The sequence below is a fragment of the Tsuneonella litorea genome, assembly GCF_025154015.1.
GTDB classification, from domain to species: Bacteria; Pseudomonadota; Alphaproteobacteria; order Sphingomonadales; family Sphingomonadaceae; genus Tsuneonella; species Tsuneonella litorea.
The window spans coordinates 298,163-319,801 of the sequence record NZ_JAOAMV010000004.1 but is presented as its reverse complement, the minus strand read 5'-3'; the positions used below and the strand labels follow the sequence as shown (position 1 = coordinate 319,801).

The window sequence follows — 21,639 nt, the reverse complement described above, 5'->3', positions numbered from 1 at the left end:
CGCGCGGTGTCCTAACGGCTTGGCCAGCCCAGCATCTTGTGCGGCGCGGGGAAAGCATCGAGCAGCGTGGCGCCCCAGACATCGAGCAACTCGCGCCGGCGTTCCATGTAGGCGGCGCGATTGTAGGCTCCTTCCGATCCCGACACCCCTTCGGGAACATGGGCAAGAATCAGGTCGATCACATGCCGGTCGCCCGGCGAGCCGTTGCGTTCGGCCCATTCGTTCATGATCGTCGAGAACGACGCTCGCCAGCCATGCGGGACATGCCGCCCCTGGTAGCCGCAGCGGTTGTAGAAGTAGGAGAGCGTGTTCTCGCTCATCGGACGGTGGGCATTGCGGTTCGATGGAAACACCAACGGCCCGCGCCCGGTCAGCACCCATGCCGCGCGCAGGACATCGACCGCTTGCGATGACAGCGGCACCAGATGCTCAAAGCCCTCGTCGGACTTCAGTTCCTTGTCGAGCTTCATGCGGTGAGCGGGCACCCGCCAAAGTGCATCAGGGCAAAGCTCATTGCTCTGCCAGTCCACGCCCTCGATCTCGTCCCACGGTAGCGCACGGATCATGCCGGGGCGCTGCGCGGTCAGCGCCAGAAACCGTGAGGCGAGCTTGGTCAGCGGGGATGCCGGTTCGGCTTCGGTCTTGCGCACCATGTCCTGCAATGCATCGAACGACAGGAAGGCCGGCCGCTTCTTCGAGCGCGGCACCGGCTTCAGCGCCTTGGTCACGATCGCCGCCGGATCGCGCGTACCAGCCCCTTCGGCAATGGCATGGACAAACACCGCCGACATGCGCTGGCGCACCCGGTGTGCCGTCTCGATCGTCCCGCGCTTCTCGATCTTGCGCAGCACGGACAGCACCATGGGTTCGTCGATCTCGGAAATCGGCAGCATGCCGACCCACGGGAAGACTTCCTTCTCCAGGCTCGTGATCACATCGCGGGAATGGATCGGCGTCCAGCGGTCCTTCTGCAGGTCGTACCAGCCCCGCGCCAGTGCCTCGAAGGTATTCGCCGCCGCAACCGCGCGTTCGACCTTTGCCTTGGCCGCCTCGATCCCCGGATCGCGGCCATCGGACAGGAGCCGCCGCGCATCGGCCTTGCGGTCCCGCGCTTCCTTCAGCCCCATCTCGGGATAGCGACCCAGAACCAGCCTTCGTTCCTTGCCGGCAAAGCGATACTTCAGCCGCCAGCTGCGCAAGCCTGCCTTCGAGACGAACAGGTACAGCCCTTCGGAATCGGCGAGCTTGTAGTCCTTGGGCCTGGGCTTAGCCTGTCTTACGGCCATGTCGGTCAGCATCAGTGCCCCCAAAGTCGCGTTCCGCTGCCCCCGTTCGTGCCCCCGGATCGGGGTGGATGCAGGCGGAAGATCGGAAACAAATAGAGAACAATGATGGCCGCAGAATGGCGGAAAAGCAAGGAATTTAGCGCTTTAAGGGATGTCCTCGGATCGCGAGGTGGCGGAGACGGAGGGATTCGAACCCTCGGTACCCTGATAGAGTACGGTTCCTTAGCAGGGAACTGGTTTCAGCCACTCACCCACGTCTCCGGGTCCCGTGCGGCAGGCGGGCGCTATAGCGGCGGGGTGGGGGGGTCGCAAGGGGCCGTTTCGACCGAATACGCGACTCGCTTCGTCGCAAATCGGATTCGCCTCGTCGCGCGTTCATTGCCGCTTCACCGCGGAAGGACTCTTCTTCGCTCTGGACGCATCCCGCTCACGGGAACGGAGGGAAATCATGGCCTTGTTCCAGGCTCTCGCGCGCCGCGGCTGGATCGCCGCGATCGGCGCCGCCGCATTCGTCGCCAGCCCGGCATTGGCCCAGATCCAGACGATCGACCCCAATTCGGGGATCGACGCCGATCTCGCCCAGCCGGCCGAGAACCCCGGCGAACCGGCGCCCTATGACAATGCGACGACATACCAGGCGACCCCGCCGGCGGGCGCCCCGGCCGAAGTCGCGCCGGAGTGGACCGACCCGGTCGTCGCCAGCGCCGACGCATCGACCGCGGCGACGCAGGCGGCGGCCGAGCCCGCGGTCGCGGCCGCCCAGGGCGACACCTACAAGAAGGACGACCTGATCGGCGCGGCCGAGGGCGTCTTCGGCAAGGGCGCCGAGGGGCTCGCGCGGATGATCGAGGACCTGCTGGCCAAGCAGGGCGAGCCCAATGCCTACATCGTCGGGCGCGAGGCGGGCGGCGCCTTCGTCGTCGGCGCGCGCTACGGTTCGGGCACGCTGCACCACAAGGTCGAGGGCGAGCGGCCGGTCTACTGGACCGGCCCCTCGGTCGGTCTCGACGTGGGCGCCAACGCGAGCAACACATTCGTCCTGGTCTACAACCTCTACGACAGCGAGGAACTCTACGAGCGTTACCCCGCGGGCGAGGGCAATGCCTATGCCATCGGCGGGCTGACGGCATCGTACCTGCGCAAGGGCGACGTCGTGCTGATCCCGATCCGCGTGGGCGCCGGGCTGCGGCTCGGGCTCAACGCGGGCTACATGAAGTTCTCGAAGAAGCAGCGCTGGCTCCCGTTTTGAGCCTGTAAGAAATTCTGCCCTTCGGATCGCGGGGGCCGCAACGGGAATGCCGTTGCGGCCCTTCGCGTATCGGCTAAAGCGGCGGCCATGCTAGACCGTCTCGCTCCCCAGGCACCCGACGCGCTTCTCGCGCTCATCAAGATGCACCGCGACGACCCGCGGACCGACAAGATCGATCTCGGCGTCGGCGTCTACCGGACGGGCCAGGGCGACACACCCGTCTTCGCGGCGATCAAGGCGGCCGAGCGCCGGCTGGTCGACGAGCAGGATTCCAAGTCCTACCTCGGTCCCGAGGGCGACATGGGCTTCGTCGAGGCGCTGATGCCCTATGTCTTCGGCGAGGCGAACCCGACGATGGGCGGCCGGATCGAGGGGATGCAGACCCCCGGCGGGACCGGGGCCGTCCGCCTCGCCACCGCGCTCGCCAAGGCGGCCGGCGTCACCCGCGTGCACATGGGCACGCCGAGCTGGCCCAATCATGCGCAGATCCTCGCCGACCTCGACCTCGAGGTCGCCGGCTTCAGCCATGCCTGCCCCGACGGGACCGCCGACCTCGACGCGGTGCTCTCTGCGATCCGCGGCGCGGGGGAGGGCGAAGCGGTCCTGCTCCACGGGTGCTGCCACAATCCCACCGGTATCGACTACACGCCCGAGCAGTGGGACGCGATCGCCGCGGCGCTTGCCGAAAGCAGGGCGCTGCCCATCGTCGACGTCGCCTACCAGGGCCTCGGCCACGGGATGGAGGAAGACGCCTACGGGCTGCGCGCGGTACTCGCCGCGGTGCCCGAGGCGCTGGTCGCGTACAGCTGCGACAAGAATTTCGGGCTCTACCGTGACCGCGTGGGCGCGTTCTACGTCATGGCGGCCGAGGGCGGACAGTTGCCCGCGATCCTCTCGAATGCGGCGGCGCTGGCGCGCGCCAACTGGTCGATGCCGCCCGATCACGGCGCGGCCGCGGTGCGTCTGATCCTGCGCGATCCCGACCTCACCGCGCAATGGCTCGACGAGCTCGACACGATGCGGACCCGGATGCGCCAGGTGCGCGACCGGCTGGCCGGTGCGGGCACCGCGGGCAGCGTCGACCTGACGCCGCTGGGAATCCAGAACGGGCTGTTTTCGGTCCTGCCGCTGTCGAAGGACCAGATCGCGGCCCTGCGCGAGGATCACGCCATCTACATGGCGGGATCGGGGCGGATCAACGTCGCCGGCCTGACCGAGGCCAACATCGACAAGTTCATCCGCGCCCTCGCCGAGGTGACCGCCTGAAGGTGCTCCCACGGTGCTGAACCGCCAGCCGGTCCTCGAGGGCGAGCGGCTGCGCCTTCGGCCCCTGCGCGCGGACGACTGGGATGCGCTGTTCGCGGTCGCCTCGGACCGTGAGCTGTGGGCCGGGCACCCCGCACACGATCGCTGGCAGGAACCGGTCTTTCGCGCCTATTTCGGCAACGCGCTGGCAAACGGCGGAGCGCTGGTCGCGATCGACAGGGCGAGCGGCGCGATCATCGGCGCCTCTCAATACTACGACTACCAGGACGACGAGGACGGCCGCGGCCCCTCGGTCGAGATCGGCTTCACCTTCCTCGCCCGCTCGCACTGGGGCGGCGCGTTCAATCGCGAGATGAAGCGGCTGATGCTGGCCCACGCACTGGCCTGTGTCGAATATGTCCGGTTCCGGATCGGCGAAACCAACCTGCGGTCGCGCAGGGCGATGGAGAAGATCGGCGGGCGGCTGACCGACCGGCGCCAGTCCGAGATCAAGGCAGGGCAGCCCAGCGTGAACGTGGTCTACGAGATCGACCGCGAGAGCTTCGCGCGCGGACCCCTGGCCGGGTAAGGGGCGGATGACGGCGGTTTGCCGGTCCGCAGGCCCTCACTCCGCCGCGATGGCGCCGGTCGGCTTGTTCTCGTGGTCGTCCCACGGCAGGTGCCGGTCGTCGATCCGGACCATGTTGTTGCTTTCGACCAGCACCGCGCGCGACTGGTAGCCGAGCAGCTGCTCGACCGGAATCTCGAGGTTGCGGACGAGAATCTCGGTTTCGTCGGACGAGAAATCGGTCATTCCGCGCGCGCGTTCGACGCCCTGCTGGTCGTAGATGTGGACGACATCGCCCTTCACGAACTTGCCGCGGACCTCGACCACGTCGCCGCGGTCGATCGGCCGGGTCCCGGTCGCGATCGCCTCGGCTCCGCTGTCGGTGACGACGATGCTGCCGGCCATCTGCAGCCGGTTGGTGAGCCAGGCCGCCCAGCTGTCGGTCGGCTCGCTGTGGGCGATGAAGGTCGTGCAGCGCCGCTTGCCCTTCAGGACCGAGGAAATCGGGTCCTCGGCCTCGCCGTTGGCGATCAGCGTGGTGCACCCGGCGTTCTGCGCCATGTTGGCGGCCTGGATCTTGGTCAGCATCCCGCCGCTGCCCAGCGTGCTGATCCCGGCGGTCGCCTCGATGTATTCGCTGGCGTCGTCGACCACCTCGACGAACTTCGCGCCCGGCTCATCGGGATTGCGATCGTAGAGGCCGTCGACCCCGGTCAGGATCACGAGGTGCCGCGCCTCGACCATCTGGGCCACCTTGGCCGCCAGCCGGTCGTTGTCGCCGACCCGGATTTCCTCAGTGGTGATCGTGTCGTTCTCGTTGATGATCGGCACGATCCCGGCCGCCAGCAGCCGGTGGAGCGTGTTCTTGGTGTTGAGGAAGCGTGCGTGATCCTCGAAATCGCCCAGCGTCACGAGGACCTGCGCGATGTCGAGGCCGTGCTCGTGACCGACCTGCTTGTAGGCGTTGAGCAGCAGCGGCATTCCGCAGGCGGCGGCCGCCTGCTTGTCCCTGAGGCCCGCGGTCGCCGGGGTCACGCCGATCATCCGCATCCCCAGCGCGACCGCGCCGGACGAACAGACGATGACCTCGTATCCCTCGTCACGCAGCAGCGCGATGTCCTCGACCACGCGCTGCATGAAGGCCCAGCGAACCATCAGTCTCTTTTCGTCGGTTAAAAGACTTGAACCGAGTTTAATGACTACTCTCTTGTCTGAAATCACAACTGAACTTCCGAATTGTCTGTATCTGGTCAAACATGCAGAATGGGTTCCGGTCGATCGCCGCCGAACTTGACACGCGCATCGCCATATGGGAGTTCCCGTAGCCCGATATGGGTCCTCGTTGCAACGAGACCAGGAAAGAATTCGTAATTCTCCCGAAATCTCTCGGAAACCTCTGGCCTTTTTTCTGGTTGGATGACCGGAAGGCCGGCAAAGACCCCCGCACGGGACCCATCCGGCGCGAGATCGCGGACCTTGCGATCGCGCCCTTGTCATTTGCTCCGCGCTCTTGCGCGACAGCGCCCGTCCGTCGGGCGCGCGAACCGAACCACGATACGGAAGCCAGACGACTCTCATGACACCCACTCAGGAACTCGACCCCCAGACCCGCGCTGCCAGCCCCGCCGAACAGGTGCGGACGCTGGGCGCCAGCGCGCGCGCCGCCGCCCGCAAGCTGATCACGGCCTCGACCACGGCGAAGAACGAGGCGCTTCTCGCCGCGGCGAGCGCGCTGCGCGCGGCCACGCCCCGGCTGGTCGAGGCGAACGAGGCCGACGTGGCCGATGTCGCCGATAGCCGTCCCGCCTCGTTCATCGACCGGCTGCGGCTCGACGCGGGACGGACCGAGGCGATGGCGCAGGCGGTGGAGGACATCGCCGGCCTGCCCGACCCGGTCGGCCGCGAGCTGGCTTGCTTCGAAAGGCCGAACGGCCTGCGCATCCGGCGCGTGGCGGTGCCACTCGGGGTCATCGCGATGATCTTCGAATCGCGTCCCAACGTCGCCGCCGATGCAAGCGCGCTGTGCCTCAAGTCGGGCAATGCGGTGATCCTGCGCGGCGGCTCGGAAAGCGCCCGCTCGACCGCCGCGATCATCGACTGCATGCGCAAGGGGCTGGCGGAAGCCGGCCTTCCCGTCGACGCGGTGCAGGCGGTCCCGACCAGCGACCGCGAGGTGGTCGGCGAGCTCCTGCGCGCGGTCGACACGATCGATCTCGTCATTCCGCGCGGGGGCCGGGGACTGGTCGAGCTGGTGCGCGACCAGGCGCGCGTGCCGACGCTGCTGCACCTCGACGGCAACTGCCACACCTACGTCCACGCCGACGCCGACGTGGACCAGGCGGTCGAGGTGATCCGCAACGCCAAGCTGCGCCGCACCGGCGTATGCGGCGCGACCGAGAGCATCGTGATCGACCGCGCGATCGCGGGTGACGTCCTGCCCAGGCTGGTCGATGCCATGCCCGATTGCGAGCTGCGCGGCGACGCGGCGGCCCGCGCGATCGACGGGCGCCTGGCGGCCGCCGGGCCGGAGGACTGGGATACCGAGTATCTCGATTCGATCGCCTCGGTGAAGATCGTCGACGACCTCGACGCGGCGCTCGACTTCGTCGCGGAGCATTCGTCGGGTCATACCGACGCCATCCTGACCCGCGACGACGCGGCCGCAAGGCGGTTCATGGCGACGATCGACAGCGCGGTGGTGATGCACAACGCCTCGACCCAGTTTTCGGATGGGGGAGAGTTCGGGATGGGCGCCGAGATCGGCATCGCCACCGGCAAGCTTCACGCGCGCGGGCCGGTCGGCCTCGAGCAGCTGACGAGCTTCAAATACCTAGTCGAGGGGCAGGGCCAGACGCGGCCCTGACACCCCGGTCCCGCACGCGCGCGGCGGGCCGCCAGACGCGAAAAGGGCGGGCCGCGGCTTCCCCGCGACCCGCCCCGCTCGATGTCCTCCCTGGGGGAATGACCCCGCCGGCGTTTCAGCGCGTGTTGCGCTGCACCGGCATGTTCTCCGGCGCGATCGAGATGCGCTTCACTTCGCCGGAGCGGCCCGGGAAGTCGGTGAACATCGCCTCGACCAGGTTCGGCACCAGGTATTGGAGGCGGTTCGAGGTCGACAGCGCCTCGGCCTTGCCTTCGAACAGGCGCTGGCCGGTCGCGCGGTTGTCGATCTTCATCTCGATCCCGCTGGTGTAGACGGTGTAGACGTCCAGCCCGTTGTCGAAGAACGGGTCGTAGAAGCCGTAGCTCCACGGGCCGCGACCATAGAACCCGCGACTGTAGAACCCGCGGCCGTAGTAGGGCCAGTAAGCCCGGCGGCCGAAGCCATAGCCGTACCACGGATCGTAGAACGGATCGTGGAAGCCCGTGCGGCGCACCCGCTCGCGGCCCTTGTCGACGCCGTAGTCGAAGCGGACCAGCAGGTCGGCGTTTTCGGGCGTGGCGGCCTGGGTGTAGCCAAGGCGGGTCATGTTGGCCTCGACGTAGTCGGCGTACTGCGCGAACTCGAGGCCACCGGCGAGTGCCGGGTCTTCGGCCACGACCGCGAAGGTCTGGCCCTGCGGTGCCGGCATCGCGCTCTGGAAGCGCTGGACGTCCGCCTTGAAGGGGGTCGCGCACGCGGCCAGCGCACCGAGCGCGAGCGGCACGGCGATCAGCTTCAGTGTGCGACCCCAGTTGGTCAGAATGGACATGTGCGAAACCCTTTGATGTTGCCTTCGCAGCGGCGCGGCTCCGGCAGTCCGGGAAGCGCGCAAGCTGTCATCGATGCGGCAGGGTGTAAAGTATCCGCGGTGAACCGAGTTTGAATGAACGGCTTAGCAATAGTTATGCCAAATCGCGGCGCTAGCGGATCAATCCCAGCGCCGCGTAGGCCGCGTCGAGCGTCGGCCGGCCGATCTCGCGCGCCCGTGCCGCCCCCTTCGCGAGGATCGCGTCGAGCGCCTCGCGGTCGTCGAGCAGTTCGGTGAACCGTGTCGAGATCGGTCGCAGCGTTTCGACGAGCAGTTCGCCCAGCGCGGGCTTGAACGCGCCGAAACCCTGTCCGCCGAACCGCGCGAGCACGGCGTCCGCGCTCTCGTTCGCCAGCGCGGCGTAGATCGTCACGAGGTTCAGCGCCTCGGCCCTGTCCGCGAGGCCGGCGACCTCCGAGGGCAGCGGCTCGGGATCGGTCTTCGCCTTCTTCACCTTCTGCATGACGAGGTCGGCGTCGTCGGCGAGGTTGATGCGCGCCATGTCGCTGGCGTCGGACTTGCTCATCTTGGCCGATCCGTCACGCAGGCTCATGATCCGCGCCGCCTGCGGGGGGACGATCGGTTCGGGCAGGGTGAACGTCTCGCCGAAGTCATTGTTGAACTTCTGCGCGATGTCGCGGGCCAGCTCGAGATGCTGCTTCTGGTCCTCGCCCACCGGAACGTGGGACGCCTGGTAGAGCAGCACGTCGGCGGCCTGGAGCACGGGATAGGTGAACAGCGCGACCGACTGGCCCTCGCGATTCTTGCCCGCCTTGTCCTTCCACTGCGTCATCCGGTTCAGCCAGCCCATGCGGGCGGTGCCTGCGAGCAGCCACTGGAGCTCGGCATGGGCGGGGACCTGCGCCTGGTTGAACAGGATCGACCGATTGGGATCGATTCCGCACGCGACCAGCGCGGCGGCCATCTCGAGCGTGCCGCGCTTCAGTTCGGCCGGATCGTGCGGCTGACTGATCGCGTGCAGGTCGGCGAGGAAGAACAGGCACTGCGCCCCGTCTTCCATTTCGTCCTGCATCCGCACCCAGTTGCGGATCGCGCCGAGATAGTTGCCGAGGTGGAGGTTGCCGGTCGGCTGGATGCCGGAGACCACCCTCATGGGAGCGGGGCGCATGGCGATGTCCTTAATGTCGATATGTCGTGAAGATGTCCGGTGATGCCGGACGCTGGCCGGGGATCTAGCGGCCGAGCCATCGCCAGGCCGCCCGGCCGCGCACCGCGAAGCGGAGCGGCGCTGACATCGGAGGTGCGGCGAGGGGCTTCATCGCGCGCCGGGCTATACCGAAACCGCCTATTCGGCAAGATCGACAGGCTTGGCCGCGCGCCGGCGGGTGACCTGCGCGACAAGGTCCTTGTCGAGCGCGCCGACTGCAAACGCGATCGCGAAGAACACCGCCATTCCGCCCAGCACCAGCACGCCCAGCGACCAGACCCGCTCGATGACGTTGCCGCCATAGCGGTCGGCCATCAGCGGCATCAGCCACCACAGGAATGCTCCCATCGCCGCGGTCGCGACCAATTGGCGCGCGATCCGCCCGGCGAGCCTGGCGGTAAAGTGGAACCAGCCGCGCGCCTGGAGGATGGTGTAGAGCGTCAGCACGTTGAGCGTCGCGGTGATCGCGGTCGCCGCGGCGAGGCCGACGATCCCGTAGCGCGGCACGACGTAGAAGTTGAGCGCCACGTTCACCGCCAGCGCGCCGGCGGCGACGAACACCGGCGTGCGGGTGTCCTCGCGACTGAAGAAGGCCGGCTGGAACACCTTGACCAGCACGTAGGCGGGCAGCCCGCAGACCAGCGCGAGGACGATGTCGGCCATGATCGCCCCGCTCTCGGGCGTCATCTTGCCGCCGACGAAGAACGCGGTGACGAACGCCGGCGCGCAGATGCCGAGCGCGACCGCGGCGGGCAGGGTCAGGAGCGTGCCGACCTCGACCGCGTTGCCCTGCAGCCGCTGCGCCTCGCGCTTGTCGCCCGACTGGATGTGCCGCGCGAGCATCGGCAGGATCGCGGTGCCCAGCGCGATGCCGAAGATGCCGAGCGGCATCTGGTTCAGCCGGTCGGCAAGCTTGAGCAGCGTCAGCGAGCCCTGCGGCAGGCTGGTCGCGAAGAAGGTGTCGACGAGCTGGCTGATCTGGTAGATTCCCGCCCCGAACGTGGCGGGCAGGATCAGCATGCCCAGCCGCTTCACTTCGGGCGTGAAGCGGGGGGCGGTGATCTTCAGCCGGACCCCCGCGCGGCGCGCCGCCCACCACATGAACGCCAGTTGCACCATGCCCGATACCGTCAGCGATATCGCCAGTGCCCAGGCGACCACCGTGTCGCTGCCGTCGGCGCCGCGCAGGTACCATCCGATCCCGATGCCGGCGATCATCACCAGGTTGAGAAATACCGGTACGAATGCGCCGGGCGCAAAGCGGCTGCGCGCGTTGAGCAGCCCCGACAGCATCGCCACCAGGCTGACCAGCCCGAGATAGGGAAACGTCATCCGGCTCAGCAGGACCGACAGCTCGAACTTGCCCGGCACGTCCTGGTACTCGCGTGCGAGCAGCCAGACGATCCACGGCATCGCGATCATGCAGATCGCGCTGAAGCCGAGCAGCACCCAGACGAAGACCGACAGCACGTCGCCCGCGAAGGCGTCGGCGCCCGCCTCGCCGCCGCCGTCTTCCTCGCTGCGGTGCAGCCGGCGGGTGTACATCGGCACGAATGCGACGCTGAACGCGCCCTCGGCGAACAGCCGGCGGAAGGTGTTGGGCAGGGTGAAGGCGAGCTGCCAGGCGTCCGCCGCGAGGCCCGCGCCGAGCACGCGGGCGAGCAGCATGTCGCGCACGAAACCGAAAACCCGCGAAAGCGCGGTCAGCGAGCCGATCGTCCCGACGTTGCGGACGAGGTTGCTCATCGCGGCTTATCCGGGCCGGCGGAGCCGCCGGGCTCTAGGCGATCAGGCCTCGCCCGACGGCGGCGGGGTCCGGCCGGCGGCCGCGGCCTCTTCCTCGGCCTTGCGCTGGAGCTGCTGCAGGTAGAGGCCGTTGAAGTCGATCGGGTCGATCATCATCGGCTGGAAGCCGAGGTCGCGGGTCGCGTCGGCGATCACCCGGCGGGCGAACGGGAACAGGATCCGCGGCGCCTCGGCATAGAGGAACGCGTGGGCGTGCTCGTCGGGCAGGTTGCGCATCCCGATGAGGCCGCAATAGGCCAGCTCGACCAGATAGAGGTCGCCCTCGTCGGCCTTGGCGGTCAGCTTGATCTTGAGTTCGACCTCGCTGACTTCCTCGCTCACCGGCTCGGCGGCGATGTTGAACTGCAGGTCGATATTCGGCGCGCTCTGCCACTGGAAGCAGGCCGGGGCATTCGGATTCTCGACCGACAGGTCCTTGACGTATTGCGAGATGATCCCCGCAACCGGCTGGTTGTCGGCGCCGTTGCCCAGTGCTTCGGGATCCATGTTGAGGTCGGTGAGAACGTCGGCTTCGTCGGCCATGATGATCGGGTGTCCTGCTGGTTGGAAGCGGGCCGCCAAGCGGGGTCCGCCGGGTAAATCGAGGGCGCGCCTAGCACCGTGCGCGACCTGCCGCAACGCCGCACCCGAATGCCCGCCTCGTGCGTTGTTCGTTTGTAATTCGTCCCTATCTAGGGCACCATCAGAAGATGGGTGACGGCAGGTGCCAAGGCCGGACCGCCCTCGAAACGCAGAAACGGACTGACCAGGTGATACTCCAGATCGTCATCCTCGCCATGATCGCGGCATTTCTCGGCCTGCGCCTCTATTCGGTGCTCGGCCGCCGCGCGGAGCACGAGGAGCAGCCCGAGCCGAGCCGGTTCGAGCGTCCCGATGCGGTGCCCCCGGCGGCGCTGCAGCCGCGGCCCGCGCATGTCGTGCGCCCGGCCGCCCTCGAAGGGGCGGTGCCCGCGGTCGAACGCGGCGTGCGCGAGATCGCCGCGGCCGATCGCCGGTTCGACGTGACCGCGTTCGTCGAGGGCGCCAAGGCCGCCTACGCGATGATCCTCGAGGCGTTCTGGCAGGGCGACCGCGAAACGCTGAAGGAACTGTGCGACGCGGACGTCTACGCCGGGTTCGATGCCGCGATCGCCGCGCGCGCGGAAGCGGGCGAGACGCTCGACAACCGCCTCGTGCGGATCGAGGACGCGACGATCGACATGGCCGAGCTCGTCGGCAGGACCGCGCGGGTGCGGGTGCGCTTCGTCGCCGACATCGCCGCGGTAACGCGCGACAGGGACGGCGCCGTTGTCGCCGGTTCGCTCGACGACGCGATCGAGGCGCGCGACCTGTGGACCTTCAAGCGCGACGTGCGCGAAGCCGATCCGCACTGGCTGCTCGACGAAACCGACGAAGGCTGAGCGGCGCGTTCGCCCTGACCCGTCTTTCGGGGCAGGAGGGGGCGGAATGAGTTGGATTTTCCCGCCGCCGCGGTAAGCATCGGGCGATGCAGTTGCGCTCCACCCTGGTCGCCATTTCCCTCGCAACCGCGCTGGCCGGGTGCCGGATGGTCCCCGAGAGCGGCCTGCCGACACCCGCCCCGGCGCCGGTCGCCGCCAACGCGCTCGGCGCTGGGCTGGTGGCCGGTCCGTCGGTCGCCTCGCTCGGCATTACCGCCGCCGATGCCGGCGCGGCGCTCGCCTCGTTCCGCGAATCGTGCCCCCGGCTGCTCGCGCGCAGCGATGCGAGCGGGCTGACCAGCGGCAGCCAGTGGGAAACCGCCTGCACCGCCGCGCGCGGATGGGGCGGCGGGGGCACCGCGGGCGACGCGCTCGCCTTCTTCGACCGGTATTTCGAAACCGCCCGCGTGGGCGACGGTTCGGCGTTCGCGACCGGCTACTACGAGCCCGAGATCGCCGGCAGCCGCACGCGGCGGGTGGGCTACGACGTGCCGGTCTACGGCCTGCCGCCCGAACTCGAACGAGGCTGGTGGGAGGAAACGCCCGAGCACGAGCGGACCGGCCGGCAGCAGCTCGGCCGGCGCGACGCGGCGGGCCGCCTCGTGCCTTATTACGAGCGCGGCGAGATCGAGGCCGGCGCGCTCGCGAACCGCGGGCTCGAGATCGCCTGGGCGGCCGACCCGGTCGAGTTCTTCTTCCTCCAGATCCAGGGCTCGGGGCGGCTGCGCGATCCGGAAGGGCGGGTGATGCGCATCGGCTATGCCGGGCAGAACGGCCGCGAATACGTCGGCATCGGCAAGCTGATGCGCGAACGCGGGCTGATCGGCGAGGGCACGCCCTATCCCACCTCGATGCAGGGGATCATGGCCTACCTGCGCGCCAATCCCGACGCGGGACGGGCGATCATGAACGAGAACAAGAGCTGGGTCTTCTTCAAGGAGCTGACCGGCGACGGCCCGCTGGGCGCGCTCGGCGTGCCGGTGCGGCGCGAAAGCTCGGTCGCGGCCGATCCCGCCTTCGTGCCGCTCGGCGCGCCGGTCTGGCTGCGGATGGACCGGAACGAGGCATCGGGCCTGTGGATCGCGCAGGATACCGGCGGCGCGATCAAGGGGCCCAACCGCTTCGACACCTTCTGGGGCGCGGGCGAAGACGCGCGCGCGATCGCAGGCGGGATGAGCGCGCGCGGGCAGGCGCTGCTGCTGCTGCCCAAGGGGACGGTCGCGCGCCTGAAGGCACAGTGAAACCGCCGCGGGGACTGAGCGCCGAAGAAGCGGACGCCTGGGCGCGGGTGGCCGCGACCGTCGCGCCGCTGCGCCCCGTGCGCGGGCCGACCGCGGCCATTGCCGCGCCGCCTCCGGCCGCTCCGAGCGCGTCTTCGAAGCCGCCGGCAGCGCCCTGGCCGCAGCCGCGAAAGGCGAGCGCGGCGGCTCCGCGGACCGCGCCGCCCAAGAGCCAGCCCGAGCGTGCGCCCGCCACGCTGGATTCGCACTGGGACCGCCGCTTTCGCGCCGGGGCGATCGAGCCCGACCTCACGCTCGACCTGCACGGGCACACGCTCGACACCGCGTACACCCGATTGATGGACGGGATCGCGCAGGCGCGCGCGATGGACGCCCGCGTCGTGCTGCTGATCGCCGGCAGGTCCCGCCCGGTCGAACACGCCGACCGCGCGGGTCGCCGCGGCGCGATCCGCGCCAAGGTCCTCGACTGGCTCGCCGCGTCGCGCCACGCCCCCGCGATCGCCGCGATCCGCAAGGCGCATCCCCGGCACGGGGGCGACGGGGCGCTCTACATCGTGCTCAGGCGCGCGCGCTGATCGCGCGGGCCAGGGCGGAACGGCGGGTCAGCCGCCCCGCGCGCCGTAGGTCCACGCGAACGATCCCGAGAAGCTGAGGATCGGCGTGTAGTCGGCGATCGCCTCGGCCGGCAGGACCCGGTCGGTACGGTCGTCGAGCACGAACAGCCGGCCCTGGCGGTTGACCGCGAGGACCGCGTGCTGCGCCTGGCGCCCGTCGCGCAGGAGGACGAGGTACATGTCGTCTGACGGCACGCCGAGGGCCTGCAACAACGCCATCTTGGCGAGCGCGTAGTCCTCGCAGTCGCCGAAGCCCCGGCGGAGCGTGACCGCGGCCGGCGCCCACTCGTCGCCCGCCGGATCGTCGCGGTAACGGACGTGCCAGTTGACCCACCGATTGACCATGCGCACGGGATCCGCCGCGGGCAGCCGCATGACTTCGGCGACCAGTTCGTCCCACGGCCCCGCCTGTCCGGCCAGGCTGCCCAGGCGGACGGCGTCCCACTTGCGCGCAGGCGCGCTGGTCCCGATCGGCATCGCGACCATGTCGAACAGGCTCGGCGCAGGCGGTCTTTGCGGCGGGGGCGGGAGCGAGGGTGCGCAGCCCTCCGCCGCTACCGGGTCGGGCGGCAGGGTGAAAACGGCGCCGGTGGTCGGCATGACGAATGGGACCGGTGGGGCCGCGCAATCCGCAGCGACCGACGCATCGGCTGACGGACGGGTGGCCGCGAGCGGGTCGCTCGCTATTTGCGCCACCGCCGGCGGCGCGGCGGCCAGCGCGGCGATCGCGATCGTCCAATTCGTTCTGGAAGCCACGTCGTCCCGACCCGTCGCCTGCGATCCCGTATCCCGCTGCACCATGAACACGCCGGCGCCGCAGGGCAACCCGCCAGGCATCGCTTCGACTCGGCCAGGCCACCGCGCGTCGCAATCGCCCGGTTCGCCCGTCGGCGAGCGAAACGAAAAGAGCCCCCGACAGCCATGCTGCCGGGAGCCCCTGCTCGAAGGCTCGCGCCTTACTTGTGGTACTTGGCGTAGGTCAGGTCGAAGCGGTCGGCGTCCATCACCTTGGTCCAGGCCTTGACGAAGTCCTTCACGAACTTCTCCTCGTTGCCGTTTTCGGCATAGACCTCGCCCACCGCGCGCAGTTCGGAGTTCGATCCGAAGATCAGGTCGGCGCGGGTGGCGTGCCACTTGGTGCTGCCGTCCTTGCGGTCGGTCGCGACGTATTCCTGGTCGCTGTCGTCGGTCGCCTTCCACACGTTCGTCATGTCGTAGAGATTGACGAAGAAGTCGTTGGTCAGCTGGCCCGAGCGCCTGGTGAAGTGGCCGTGGCCGCGTTCGCCGTGGTTGGCGCCGAGCACGCGCAGGCCGCCGACCAGCACGACCATCTCGGGCACCGAGAGGCCGAGCAGGCTGGCCCGGTCGAGCATCATCTCCTCGACCTTCACTGCGAGCTTCTTCTTGCCGACGTAGTTGCGGAATGCGTCGGCCTCGGGCTCCATCACCGCGAAGCTGTCGACGTCGGTCTGGTCCTGCGTCGCGTCGCCGCGGCCGCCGGTGAACGGCACATCGACCGAGAAGCCGGCGTCCCTGATCGCCTTTTCAAGGCCGACCACGCCGCCTAGCACGATCGCATCGGCCAGGCTCATGTCGCCGCGCAGGCCATCGAGCGTGTCGATCACCTTGGCGAGCATCGCGGGCTCGTTGACCTCCCAGTTCTTCTGCGGTTCGAGCGCCACGCGCGCGCCGTTGGCGCCGCCGCGGTGATCGGACTTGCGGTAGGTCGAGGCAGACGCCCACGCGGTCTTGATCAGCTGGCTGACCGTCAGCCCGCTGTCGGCGATCTTCGCCTTCACTTCGGCGACGAGCGCGTCCGACGGCATCGTGCCGGCGGGCACCGGGTCCTGCCAGATCAGGTCTTCTTCCGGGACCTCGGGGCCGAGGTAGCGGATCTTGGGGCCCATGTCGCGGTGGGTCAGCTTGAACCAGGCGCGGGCGAAAGCGTCCTTGAACGCCTCGTGATCGTTGCGGAACTTCTCGCTGATCTTGCGGAATTCGGGATCGCGCTTCAGCGCCATGTCGGCGGTGGTCATCATCGTCGGGACCTTCTTGGTCGGGTCCCAGGCCGCCGGGGCCATGTCCTCTTCCTTCTGGTCGATCGGCTGCCACTGGAAGGCGCCGGCGGGCGACTTCACCAGCTCGTAGTCGTAGTCGAGCAGGAGGCGGAAGTAGTTCTCGCTCCATTCCTTGGGGGTGTTGGTCCACGCGCCCTCGATGCCGCTGGTCACGGTGTGCTCACCGATGCCGCCGTGCTCTTCGCCCGAGACCCAGCCGAAGCCCTGGGCGACGAGGTCGCCGCCCGCCGGCGCTGCGCCGAGCGTGCTCGGATCGCCGTTGCCGTGTGCCTTGCCGAAAGTGTGCCCGCCGGCGGTCAGCGCGACGGTTTCCTCGGCGTCCATCGCCATCCGGGCGAAGGTTTCCTTCATGTCGCGCGCCATGCCCTCGTCGTCGTGCGGGTTGCCGCCGGGACCTTCGGGATTGACGTAGATGAGGCCCATCTGGATCGCGGCGAGCGGTCCCTCGAGCTCGTGCATCCCGTGGTCGGGAGCGATGCGGGTCTGCACGCCCTCGTTCACCCACTTGTCTTCCGAACCCCAGTAGATGTCGCGCTCGGGCTCGTAGACATCGGCGCGGCCGCCGCCGAAGCCGAAGGTCGGTCCGCCCATGCTCTCGATCGCGACGTTGCCGGCGAGGATGAACAGGTCGGCCCAGGAGATGTTGCGGCCGTACTTCTGCTTGATCGGCCACAGCAGGCGGCGCGCCTTGTCGAGGTTGCCGTTGTCGGGCCAGCTGTCGAGCGGAGCGAAACGCTGCTGCCCGCTGTTCGCGCCGCCGCGGCCGTCGGCCGTGCGGTAGGTGCCCGCCGCGTGCCACGCCATGCGGATGAAGAACGGGCCGTAATGGCCGTAGTCCGCCGGCCACCACGGCTGGCTGTCGGTCATCAGGTCGGTGAGATCCTGCTTGAGCGCCTTGTAGTCGATCGCGTTAAACGCCTCGGCGTAGTCGAAGTCATCGCCGTAGGGGTTGGTCGATCCGTTGGGGTTGAGGATCTCGGTGGCGAGCATCTCGGGCCACCAGTCCTTGTTGGTGCGGCCGAGCAGCGCGCGCACGCCTCCGTCGTGGGGAACCGGGCAGCCTCCGTCGATCGATCCTGTCTTGGCGTCCATGTCGTGCTCTCCTGTTTTCGTAATGCGTGAATGCGGTTGCCCGCGCGCGACTCACATGGCGCGCGAAGATGACCGCGCAACCCTAGCAATCGGGCGCGCGTGCGGGAAACGCGATCACTCGATAAGGTTGAGCGATTAAATCAATCAGAGCGGTTTGAGCGAGTGAGGCGATCAGCGGCAATAGCCGGGGCCGCGCCGGGATGGATGGTCTGTTGTGCTTTGCAGCAATCCATGAGAGCCTTCGTCCCGCGGGGACTCGGGGGGCGTTCATGCAGCAGGCAATTCGTGGTTTCATTCTGGTCGTCGGCGCGGCAGCGGCGCTGTGGTCGCTCCCGGCCATGGCCCAGGTCACGCGGGCCGGACCGGAAGGGTCGCCGATCGCGGCGAGCGTGACGATCCCCCCAGGCGCGACGGTCGTCAACCTGAGCGGCGCGCTGGCGTCGGAAGCCGATCCCTCCGCGCCGGAAGGCAGCGTCGAACGCTATGGCGATACCGAGGTGCAGACCCGCTCGGTCCTCCGGAAGCTCGCCGCCGGTCTCGCCGCGCAGGGTATGGGGCCGGAGGACGTGGTGATGATGCGGGTCTATCTCGTCGCGCCGCCGGGTTCCGACAGGATGGACTTCGGCGGAATGATGAAGGCCTACCGCGAGATGTTCGGCACCGCCGGGCAACCCAACAAGCCGGCCCGGGTCACCGTGCAGGTCGCGGCGCTCGCCGCGCCGCAGTTTCTCGTCGAAATCGAGGTGCAGGCCGCGAAGGTGATGGACCGGTGACCTCGCGGCGCGCGTTCCTCCACGCGATGGGGAGGGCGGGCGGCTACAGCGCGGCGTACATCGGAATGCGGGCGCTGGGCCTGCTCTCGGCGACGCCCGCGTTCGCCGCCGTGCCGGAGCTGCCGCCTGGGTCCGGCACGGGCAAGTCGGTGGTCATCCTCGGCGCGGGCATCGCCGGCCTCACCGCCGGTCACGAGCTTCTCAAGGCCGGCTACGGCGTGACCATCCTCGAAGCGCGCGACCGGATCGGCGGGCGCGTGTGGTCGATCCGCGGCGGGACGCGCGTCGAACAGGAAGGGCGAGCAGACCAGCTCTGCACCTTCGATCAGGGGCTCTACATGAACGCCGGCGCGGCGCGCCTTCCGACCGAACACCGCGGCATTTTCCATTACGCGCGGGAGTTCAAGGTCCCGCTCGAGGTGATGGTCAACGTCAATCGCTCGGCCGCGGTCGACGCCGGCCGCGAGATCGTACCGCAACGGCGCGCGGTGAACGACATGCGCGGGCACATCGCCGAACTGCTCGCCAAGTCGATCGACCGCGGCGCGCTCGATGCCGAACTGACGGCGACCGATAAGGAGCGGTTGCGTTCCTACCTCACCGACTGGGGCGCGCTGCGCGGCGACGGCAGCTATCGCGGTTCGGACCGGTCCGGCTTTGCCCGCGTGCCGGGCGGCTACGCCGACGCAGGCCAGGAACTCGACCCGCTCACGCTCGAGGAACTGATGGACCACGGCACCTGGGGCGTGCCCGCGCTGTTCGAGGAAACCTTCGACCAGCAGGCGCCGATGTTCCAGCCGGTCGGCGGCATGGACCGGATCGCGTACGCGATCTACGAATCGCTCAGCGACCACGTCCGGCTGAACACCCCGGTCACCGGCGTGCGCAATGCGAGCGACGGGGTCACCGTGATGCTGGAGTCGGGCGCGCCGGTGACCGCCGACTATTGCCTGTGCACCCTGCCGGGGAATTACGTTGCCAGGCTCGATACCGATTTCAGCACGACGAAGAAGGCTGCGCTCGGAAACCTGTTCTACGCCCCCTCGGCCAAGGTTGCATGGCAGGCGCCGCGCTTCTGGGAAGAGCAAGGCATCTACGGCGGCCTTGCCTGGACCGAGGAGCCCAATACGCTCGTCTGGTATCCGAGCGGCGACTGGAACAGCCCGACCGGCATCCTGATGGGAGCCTATTCCTACGACGACCGACCCGCCGCGGTCGCGTTCACGCACATGACCCATGCCGAGCGGTTCGCGATCTCCCGGGACGTCATCGAGCGGATTCACCCCGGCAAGGGCGCGTTGCTGGCCAGGCCGCTCACGGTGGCTTGGAACGAAACGAGGTTCAGCGGCGGGGTCGGTTGCGTGTGGACCGACGAACAGCGCCAGACCGCCTACCCGGAGCTTTGCAGGCCCGAGGGGCGCACGTTCTTCGCCGGCGAGCACCTCAGCTACGTGCCGTTCTGGCAGGAAGGGGCGATCCTCTCGGGCTTCGAGGCGCTCAAGCTGCTGCGCGCACGGACTGCGGCGGACCGGCTGGCGGCCTGATCGGCCGACCTGCCTGGTCCATTTCGCGTGAAGTCACGCCCCCGCGAAGGCCCTGCGATCGCTGTGATCCTCGATCGCAGACAGAACCGGTTTGGAGACAAGACGTTTCCATGCTATCCCGCAAAAGATCGGTAAGAATTAAGAAACAGCGTGCCGTTCAGAACATAAGAATCGGATGGAAACGTGTTCCGTAATCGATTCACGGCAGGCGTTTTGTGCCGATCAAGTGGCTCGGGCCGCGTCAATCCTCATTGCAAGGAGCGCCGAGCATGAAGAAAATTCTGACATACGCAGCTGTTATTGGTCTGGCCATCCCGGCAAGTTTTGCAGTTCCTGCACCCGCCAGGGCGGGTCATATCCCCGAGCTCTGCAAATATATCGTCTATCAGAGCGGCGGCGATTTCTCGGCCGAGGGCTTCGACTTCCATTTCGACTCGTTCGGCCAGTGCGTGTCGTGGGCGAACACCGAGGAGGCGCGGTCCTTTGCGTTCATCTGCAAGTCCATCGTGGCATCGGGCGGACTCGATTACTTCGGCTTCAAGAACTTTGGAGAATGCGTGGCGAAGCTCGGGACCTAGCAAGGCGGCGCACGCCGGTTCGACCGCCGCGCGTCGCGACAGGGTGACGCGCGGCGGCGGAACTGATCTTCGCTAGATCAGCCACATTGCGCGCGGTCGAGCAGCTTGTGGTCGGCCAGCACCAGCGCCATCATCGCCGCGACCACCGGCGTGCCGCGAATGCCCACGCACGGGTCGTGGCGTCCCTTCGTCCGGATTTCCGTCGCATTGCCGTCCTTGTCGATCGTCTCGACCGCGGAGAGGATCGAGCTGGTGGGCTTGAACGCCACGCGGCAGACGACCGGCTGGCCGGTGCTGATCCCGCCGGCGATGCCGCCGGCGTGGTTGGCTTCGAAGCGCGGGCCGTCGTCGCCTGGCCGCATCGGGTCGGCGTTCTGCTCGCCTGTCAGCCGCGCGGCCTCGAACCCGTCGCCGATCTCGACCGCCTTGACCGCGTTGATGCCCATCATCGCGCCTGCGAGGTCGGCGTCGAGCTTGGCATAGACCGGCGCGCCCCAGCCGGCGGGCACCCCGTGCGCGACGCACTCGACCACCGCGCCGAGCGAGGAGCCGGCCTTGCGCGCCTCGTCGACCAGCGTGGCCCAGCGCTTCGCGGCCTCGGCATCGGGGCACCAGAACGGGTTGTTGCCGATCTCCGCCAAGTCGGCGTTCGCGCGGTCGATCGCGTCGCCGCCGATCTCGACGACATAGGCGTCGATCCGCACCTCGGGGATGACCAGCCGCGCGACCGCGCCCGCCGCGACCCGCGCCGCCGTCTCGCGCGCCGAGGAGCGGCCGCCGCCACGATAGTCGCGAAAACCGTACTTGGCGTCGTAGGCGTAGTCGGCGTGGCCGGGACGGTAGGCCTTGGCGACTTCGGAATAATCCTTCGATCGCTGGTCGACGTTCTCGATCATCAGGCTGATCGGGGTTCCGGTCGTGCGTTGTATTCCGTCTTGGCCCTCGAAAGTGCCCGAGAGCACGCGCACCGCGTCGGGTTCCCGTCGCTGGGTGGTGAACCTGCTGGTCCCCGGCCGCCGCGCGTCGAGCCACGGCTGGATCTCGGCTTCCGACAGGGCGAGGCCCGGCGGGCACCCGTCGACCACGGCGCCGAGCGCCGGCCCGTGGCTTTCGCCCCAGGTCGTCATCCGCAGCACGCGTCCGAAGGTATTCCAGCTCATCGGGCCGAAGCGATGCCGCAACTGTGGGGCCAAGTCCATCGGCGCTTCCCAAAACCTTTCTTGCGCG

The 21,639-nt window shown here is 68.5% G+C and carries 19 protein-coding genes and 1 tRNA gene; 10 read left to right on the top strand and 10 right to left on the bottom strand.

Going from position 1 to position 21,639, the window contains the following annotated elements; all coding sequences use genetic code 11:
- Positions 1 to 11 precede the first annotated feature (11 nt).
- Positions 12 to 1,298 carry a tyrosine-type recombinase/integrase gene (locus N0B51_RS09915; RefSeq protein ID WP_259962169.1) on the bottom strand — a complete coding sequence of 429 codons (1,287 nt, stop codon included), beginning with the start codon at positions 1,296 to 1,298 and terminating at the stop codon, positions 12 to 14.
- Between the two features lie 158 nt (positions 1,299 to 1,456).
- Positions 1,457 to 1,547: transfer RNA gene (locus N0B51_RS09910), tRNA-Ser, on the bottom strand.
- A 187-nt stretch (positions 1,548 to 1,734) separates the two neighbouring features.
- On the opposite strand from N0B51_RS09910, the gene N0B51_RS09905 reads away from it, so the two are divergent.
- From N0B51_RS09905 to N0B51_RS09895, 3 genes are all read left to right on the top strand, one after another.
- Positions 1,735 to 2,535, top strand: a complete 801-nt coding sequence (locus N0B51_RS09905; protein WP_259962168.1) for a DUF1134 domain-containing protein — start codon at positions 1,735 to 1,737, stop codon at positions 2,533 to 2,535.
- Positions 2,536 to 2,622: 87 nt separating this feature from the next.
- On the top strand, positions 2,623 to 3,801 hold the full coding sequence (locus tag N0B51_RS09900) for an amino acid aminotransferase (protein ID WP_259962167.1): 1,179 nt from the start codon (positions 2,623 to 2,625) through the stop codon (positions 3,799 to 3,801).
- A gap of 16 nt (positions 3,802 to 3,817) precedes the next feature.
- Positions 3,818 to 4,369 (top strand): GNAT family N-acetyltransferase, encoded by a 552-nt coding sequence (locus tag N0B51_RS09895; protein WP_259962242.1) that lies wholly within the window; start codon positions 3,818 to 3,820, stop codon positions 4,367 to 4,369.
- A 36-nt stretch (positions 4,370 to 4,405) separates the two neighbouring features.
- Here N0B51_RS09895 and proB read toward each other — a convergent pair whose 3' ends face one another.
- Positions 4,406 to 5,569 carry a glutamate 5-kinase gene (gene proB, locus N0B51_RS09890; RefSeq protein WP_259962166.1) on the bottom strand — a complete coding sequence of 388 codons (1,164 nt, stop codon included), beginning with the start codon at positions 5,567 to 5,569 and terminating at the stop codon, positions 4,406 to 4,408.
- A gap of 355 nt (positions 5,570 to 5,924) precedes the next feature.
- Here proB and N0B51_RS09885 point away from each other — a divergent pair, with 355 nt between their 5' ends.
- Positions 5,925 to 7,211, top strand: coding sequence for a glutamate-5-semialdehyde dehydrogenase (locus N0B51_RS09885; RefSeq protein WP_259962164.1), 1,287 nt, complete (start codon positions 5,925 to 5,927; stop codon positions 7,209 to 7,211).
- A gap of 115 nt (positions 7,212 to 7,326) precedes the next feature.
- On the opposite strand, the gene N0B51_RS09880 is transcribed toward N0B51_RS09885, so the two are convergent.
- The 4 genes from N0B51_RS09880 to secB form a co-directional block, all read right to left on the bottom strand.
- Positions 7,327 to 8,040: a DUF4136 domain-containing protein gene (locus tag N0B51_RS09880; protein WP_259962163.1), complete on the bottom strand. Its 714-nt coding sequence runs from the start codon at positions 8,038 to 8,040 to the stop codon at positions 7,327 to 7,329.
- 151 nt (positions 8,041 to 8,191) lie between these two features.
- Complete coding sequence (gene trpS / locus N0B51_RS09875; RefSeq protein WP_259962162.1) at positions 8,192 to 9,193, bottom strand: tryptophan--tRNA ligase; 1,002 nt, start codon at positions 9,191 to 9,193, stop codon at positions 8,192 to 8,194.
- A 192-nt stretch (positions 9,194 to 9,385) separates the two neighbouring features.
- Entirely contained in the window at positions 9,386 to 10,993 is a 1,608-nt protein-coding gene (gene murJ, locus N0B51_RS09870; RefSeq protein ID WP_259962161.1) for a murein biosynthesis integral membrane protein MurJ, read from the bottom strand.
- A 42-nt stretch (positions 10,994 to 11,035) separates the two neighbouring features.
- Positions 11,036 to 11,575 (bottom strand): protein-export chaperone SecB, encoded by a 540-nt coding sequence (gene secB / locus N0B51_RS09865; protein WP_259962160.1) that lies wholly within the window; start codon positions 11,573 to 11,575, stop codon positions 11,036 to 11,038.
- A 227-nt stretch (positions 11,576 to 11,802) separates the two neighbouring features.
- Between secB and N0B51_RS09860 the strand changes: the two genes are divergently transcribed.
- The 3 genes from N0B51_RS09860 to N0B51_RS09850 all read left to right on the top strand — a co-directional run bounded on the left by N0B51_RS09860 (position 11,803) and on the right by N0B51_RS09850 (position 14,308).
- Positions 11,803 to 12,453 (top strand): Tim44/TimA family putative adaptor protein, encoded by a 651-nt coding sequence (locus tag N0B51_RS09860; RefSeq protein WP_259962241.1) that lies wholly within the window; start codon positions 11,803 to 11,805, stop codon positions 12,451 to 12,453.
- Between the two features lie 86 nt (positions 12,454 to 12,539).
- A complete protein-coding gene (gene mltA, locus N0B51_RS09855) occupies positions 12,540 to 13,733 on the top strand; it encodes a murein transglycosylase A (RefSeq protein ID WP_259962159.1) in 1,194 nt (397 codons plus the stop codon).
- Positions 13,730 to 14,308, top strand: coding sequence for a Smr/MutS family protein (locus N0B51_RS09850; protein WP_259962158.1), 579 nt, complete (start codon positions 13,730 to 13,732; stop codon positions 14,306 to 14,308). The genes mltA and N0B51_RS09850 overlap by 4 nt, the downstream gene beginning before the upstream one ends.
- Before the next feature lie 27 nt (positions 14,309 to 14,335).
- On the opposite strand, the gene N0B51_RS09845 is transcribed toward N0B51_RS09850, so the two are convergent.
- Complete coding sequence (locus tag N0B51_RS09845; RefSeq protein WP_259962157.1) at positions 14,336 to 15,103, bottom strand: transglutaminase-like cysteine peptidase; 768 nt, start codon at positions 15,101 to 15,103, stop codon at positions 14,336 to 14,338.
- Positions 15,104 to 15,303: 200 nt separating this feature from the next.
- Positions 15,304 to 17,517, bottom strand: a complete 2,214-nt coding sequence (gene katG / locus N0B51_RS09840; protein ID WP_259962156.1) for a catalase/peroxidase HPI — start codon at positions 17,515 to 17,517, stop codon at positions 15,304 to 15,306.
- Positions 17,518 to 17,786: 269 nt separating this feature from the next.
- Between katG and N0B51_RS09835 the strand changes: the two genes are divergently transcribed.
- The 3 genes from N0B51_RS09835 (at position 17,787) to N0B51_RS09825 (ending at position 20,412) form a co-directional block, all read left to right on the top strand.
- The gene (locus tag N0B51_RS09835; protein WP_259962155.1) at positions 17,787 to 18,290 is read left to right on the top strand and encodes a RidA family protein; all 504 of its coding nucleotides are present in this window, start codon (positions 17,787 to 17,789) and stop codon (positions 18,288 to 18,290) included.
- On the top strand, positions 18,287 to 19,834 hold the full coding sequence (locus tag N0B51_RS09830; RefSeq protein ID WP_311201837.1) for an NAD(P)/FAD-dependent oxidoreductase: 1,548 nt from the start codon (positions 18,287 to 18,289) through the stop codon (positions 19,832 to 19,834). Before N0B51_RS09835 ends, N0B51_RS09830 begins: the two co-directional genes overlap by 4 nt.
- Before the next feature lie 269 nt (positions 19,835 to 20,103).
- Positions 20,104 to 20,412, top strand: coding sequence for a hypothetical protein (locus tag N0B51_RS09825; protein ID WP_259962154.1), 309 nt, complete (start codon positions 20,104 to 20,106; stop codon positions 20,410 to 20,412).
- Between the two features lie 77 nt (positions 20,413 to 20,489).
- Here N0B51_RS09825 and aroC read toward each other — a convergent pair whose 3' ends face one another.
- Complete coding sequence (gene aroC / locus N0B51_RS09820; protein WP_259962153.1) at positions 20,490 to 21,572, bottom strand: chorismate synthase; 1,083 nt, start codon at positions 21,570 to 21,572, stop codon at positions 20,490 to 20,492.
- Between the last annotated feature and the right edge of the window lie 67 nt (positions 21,573 to 21,639).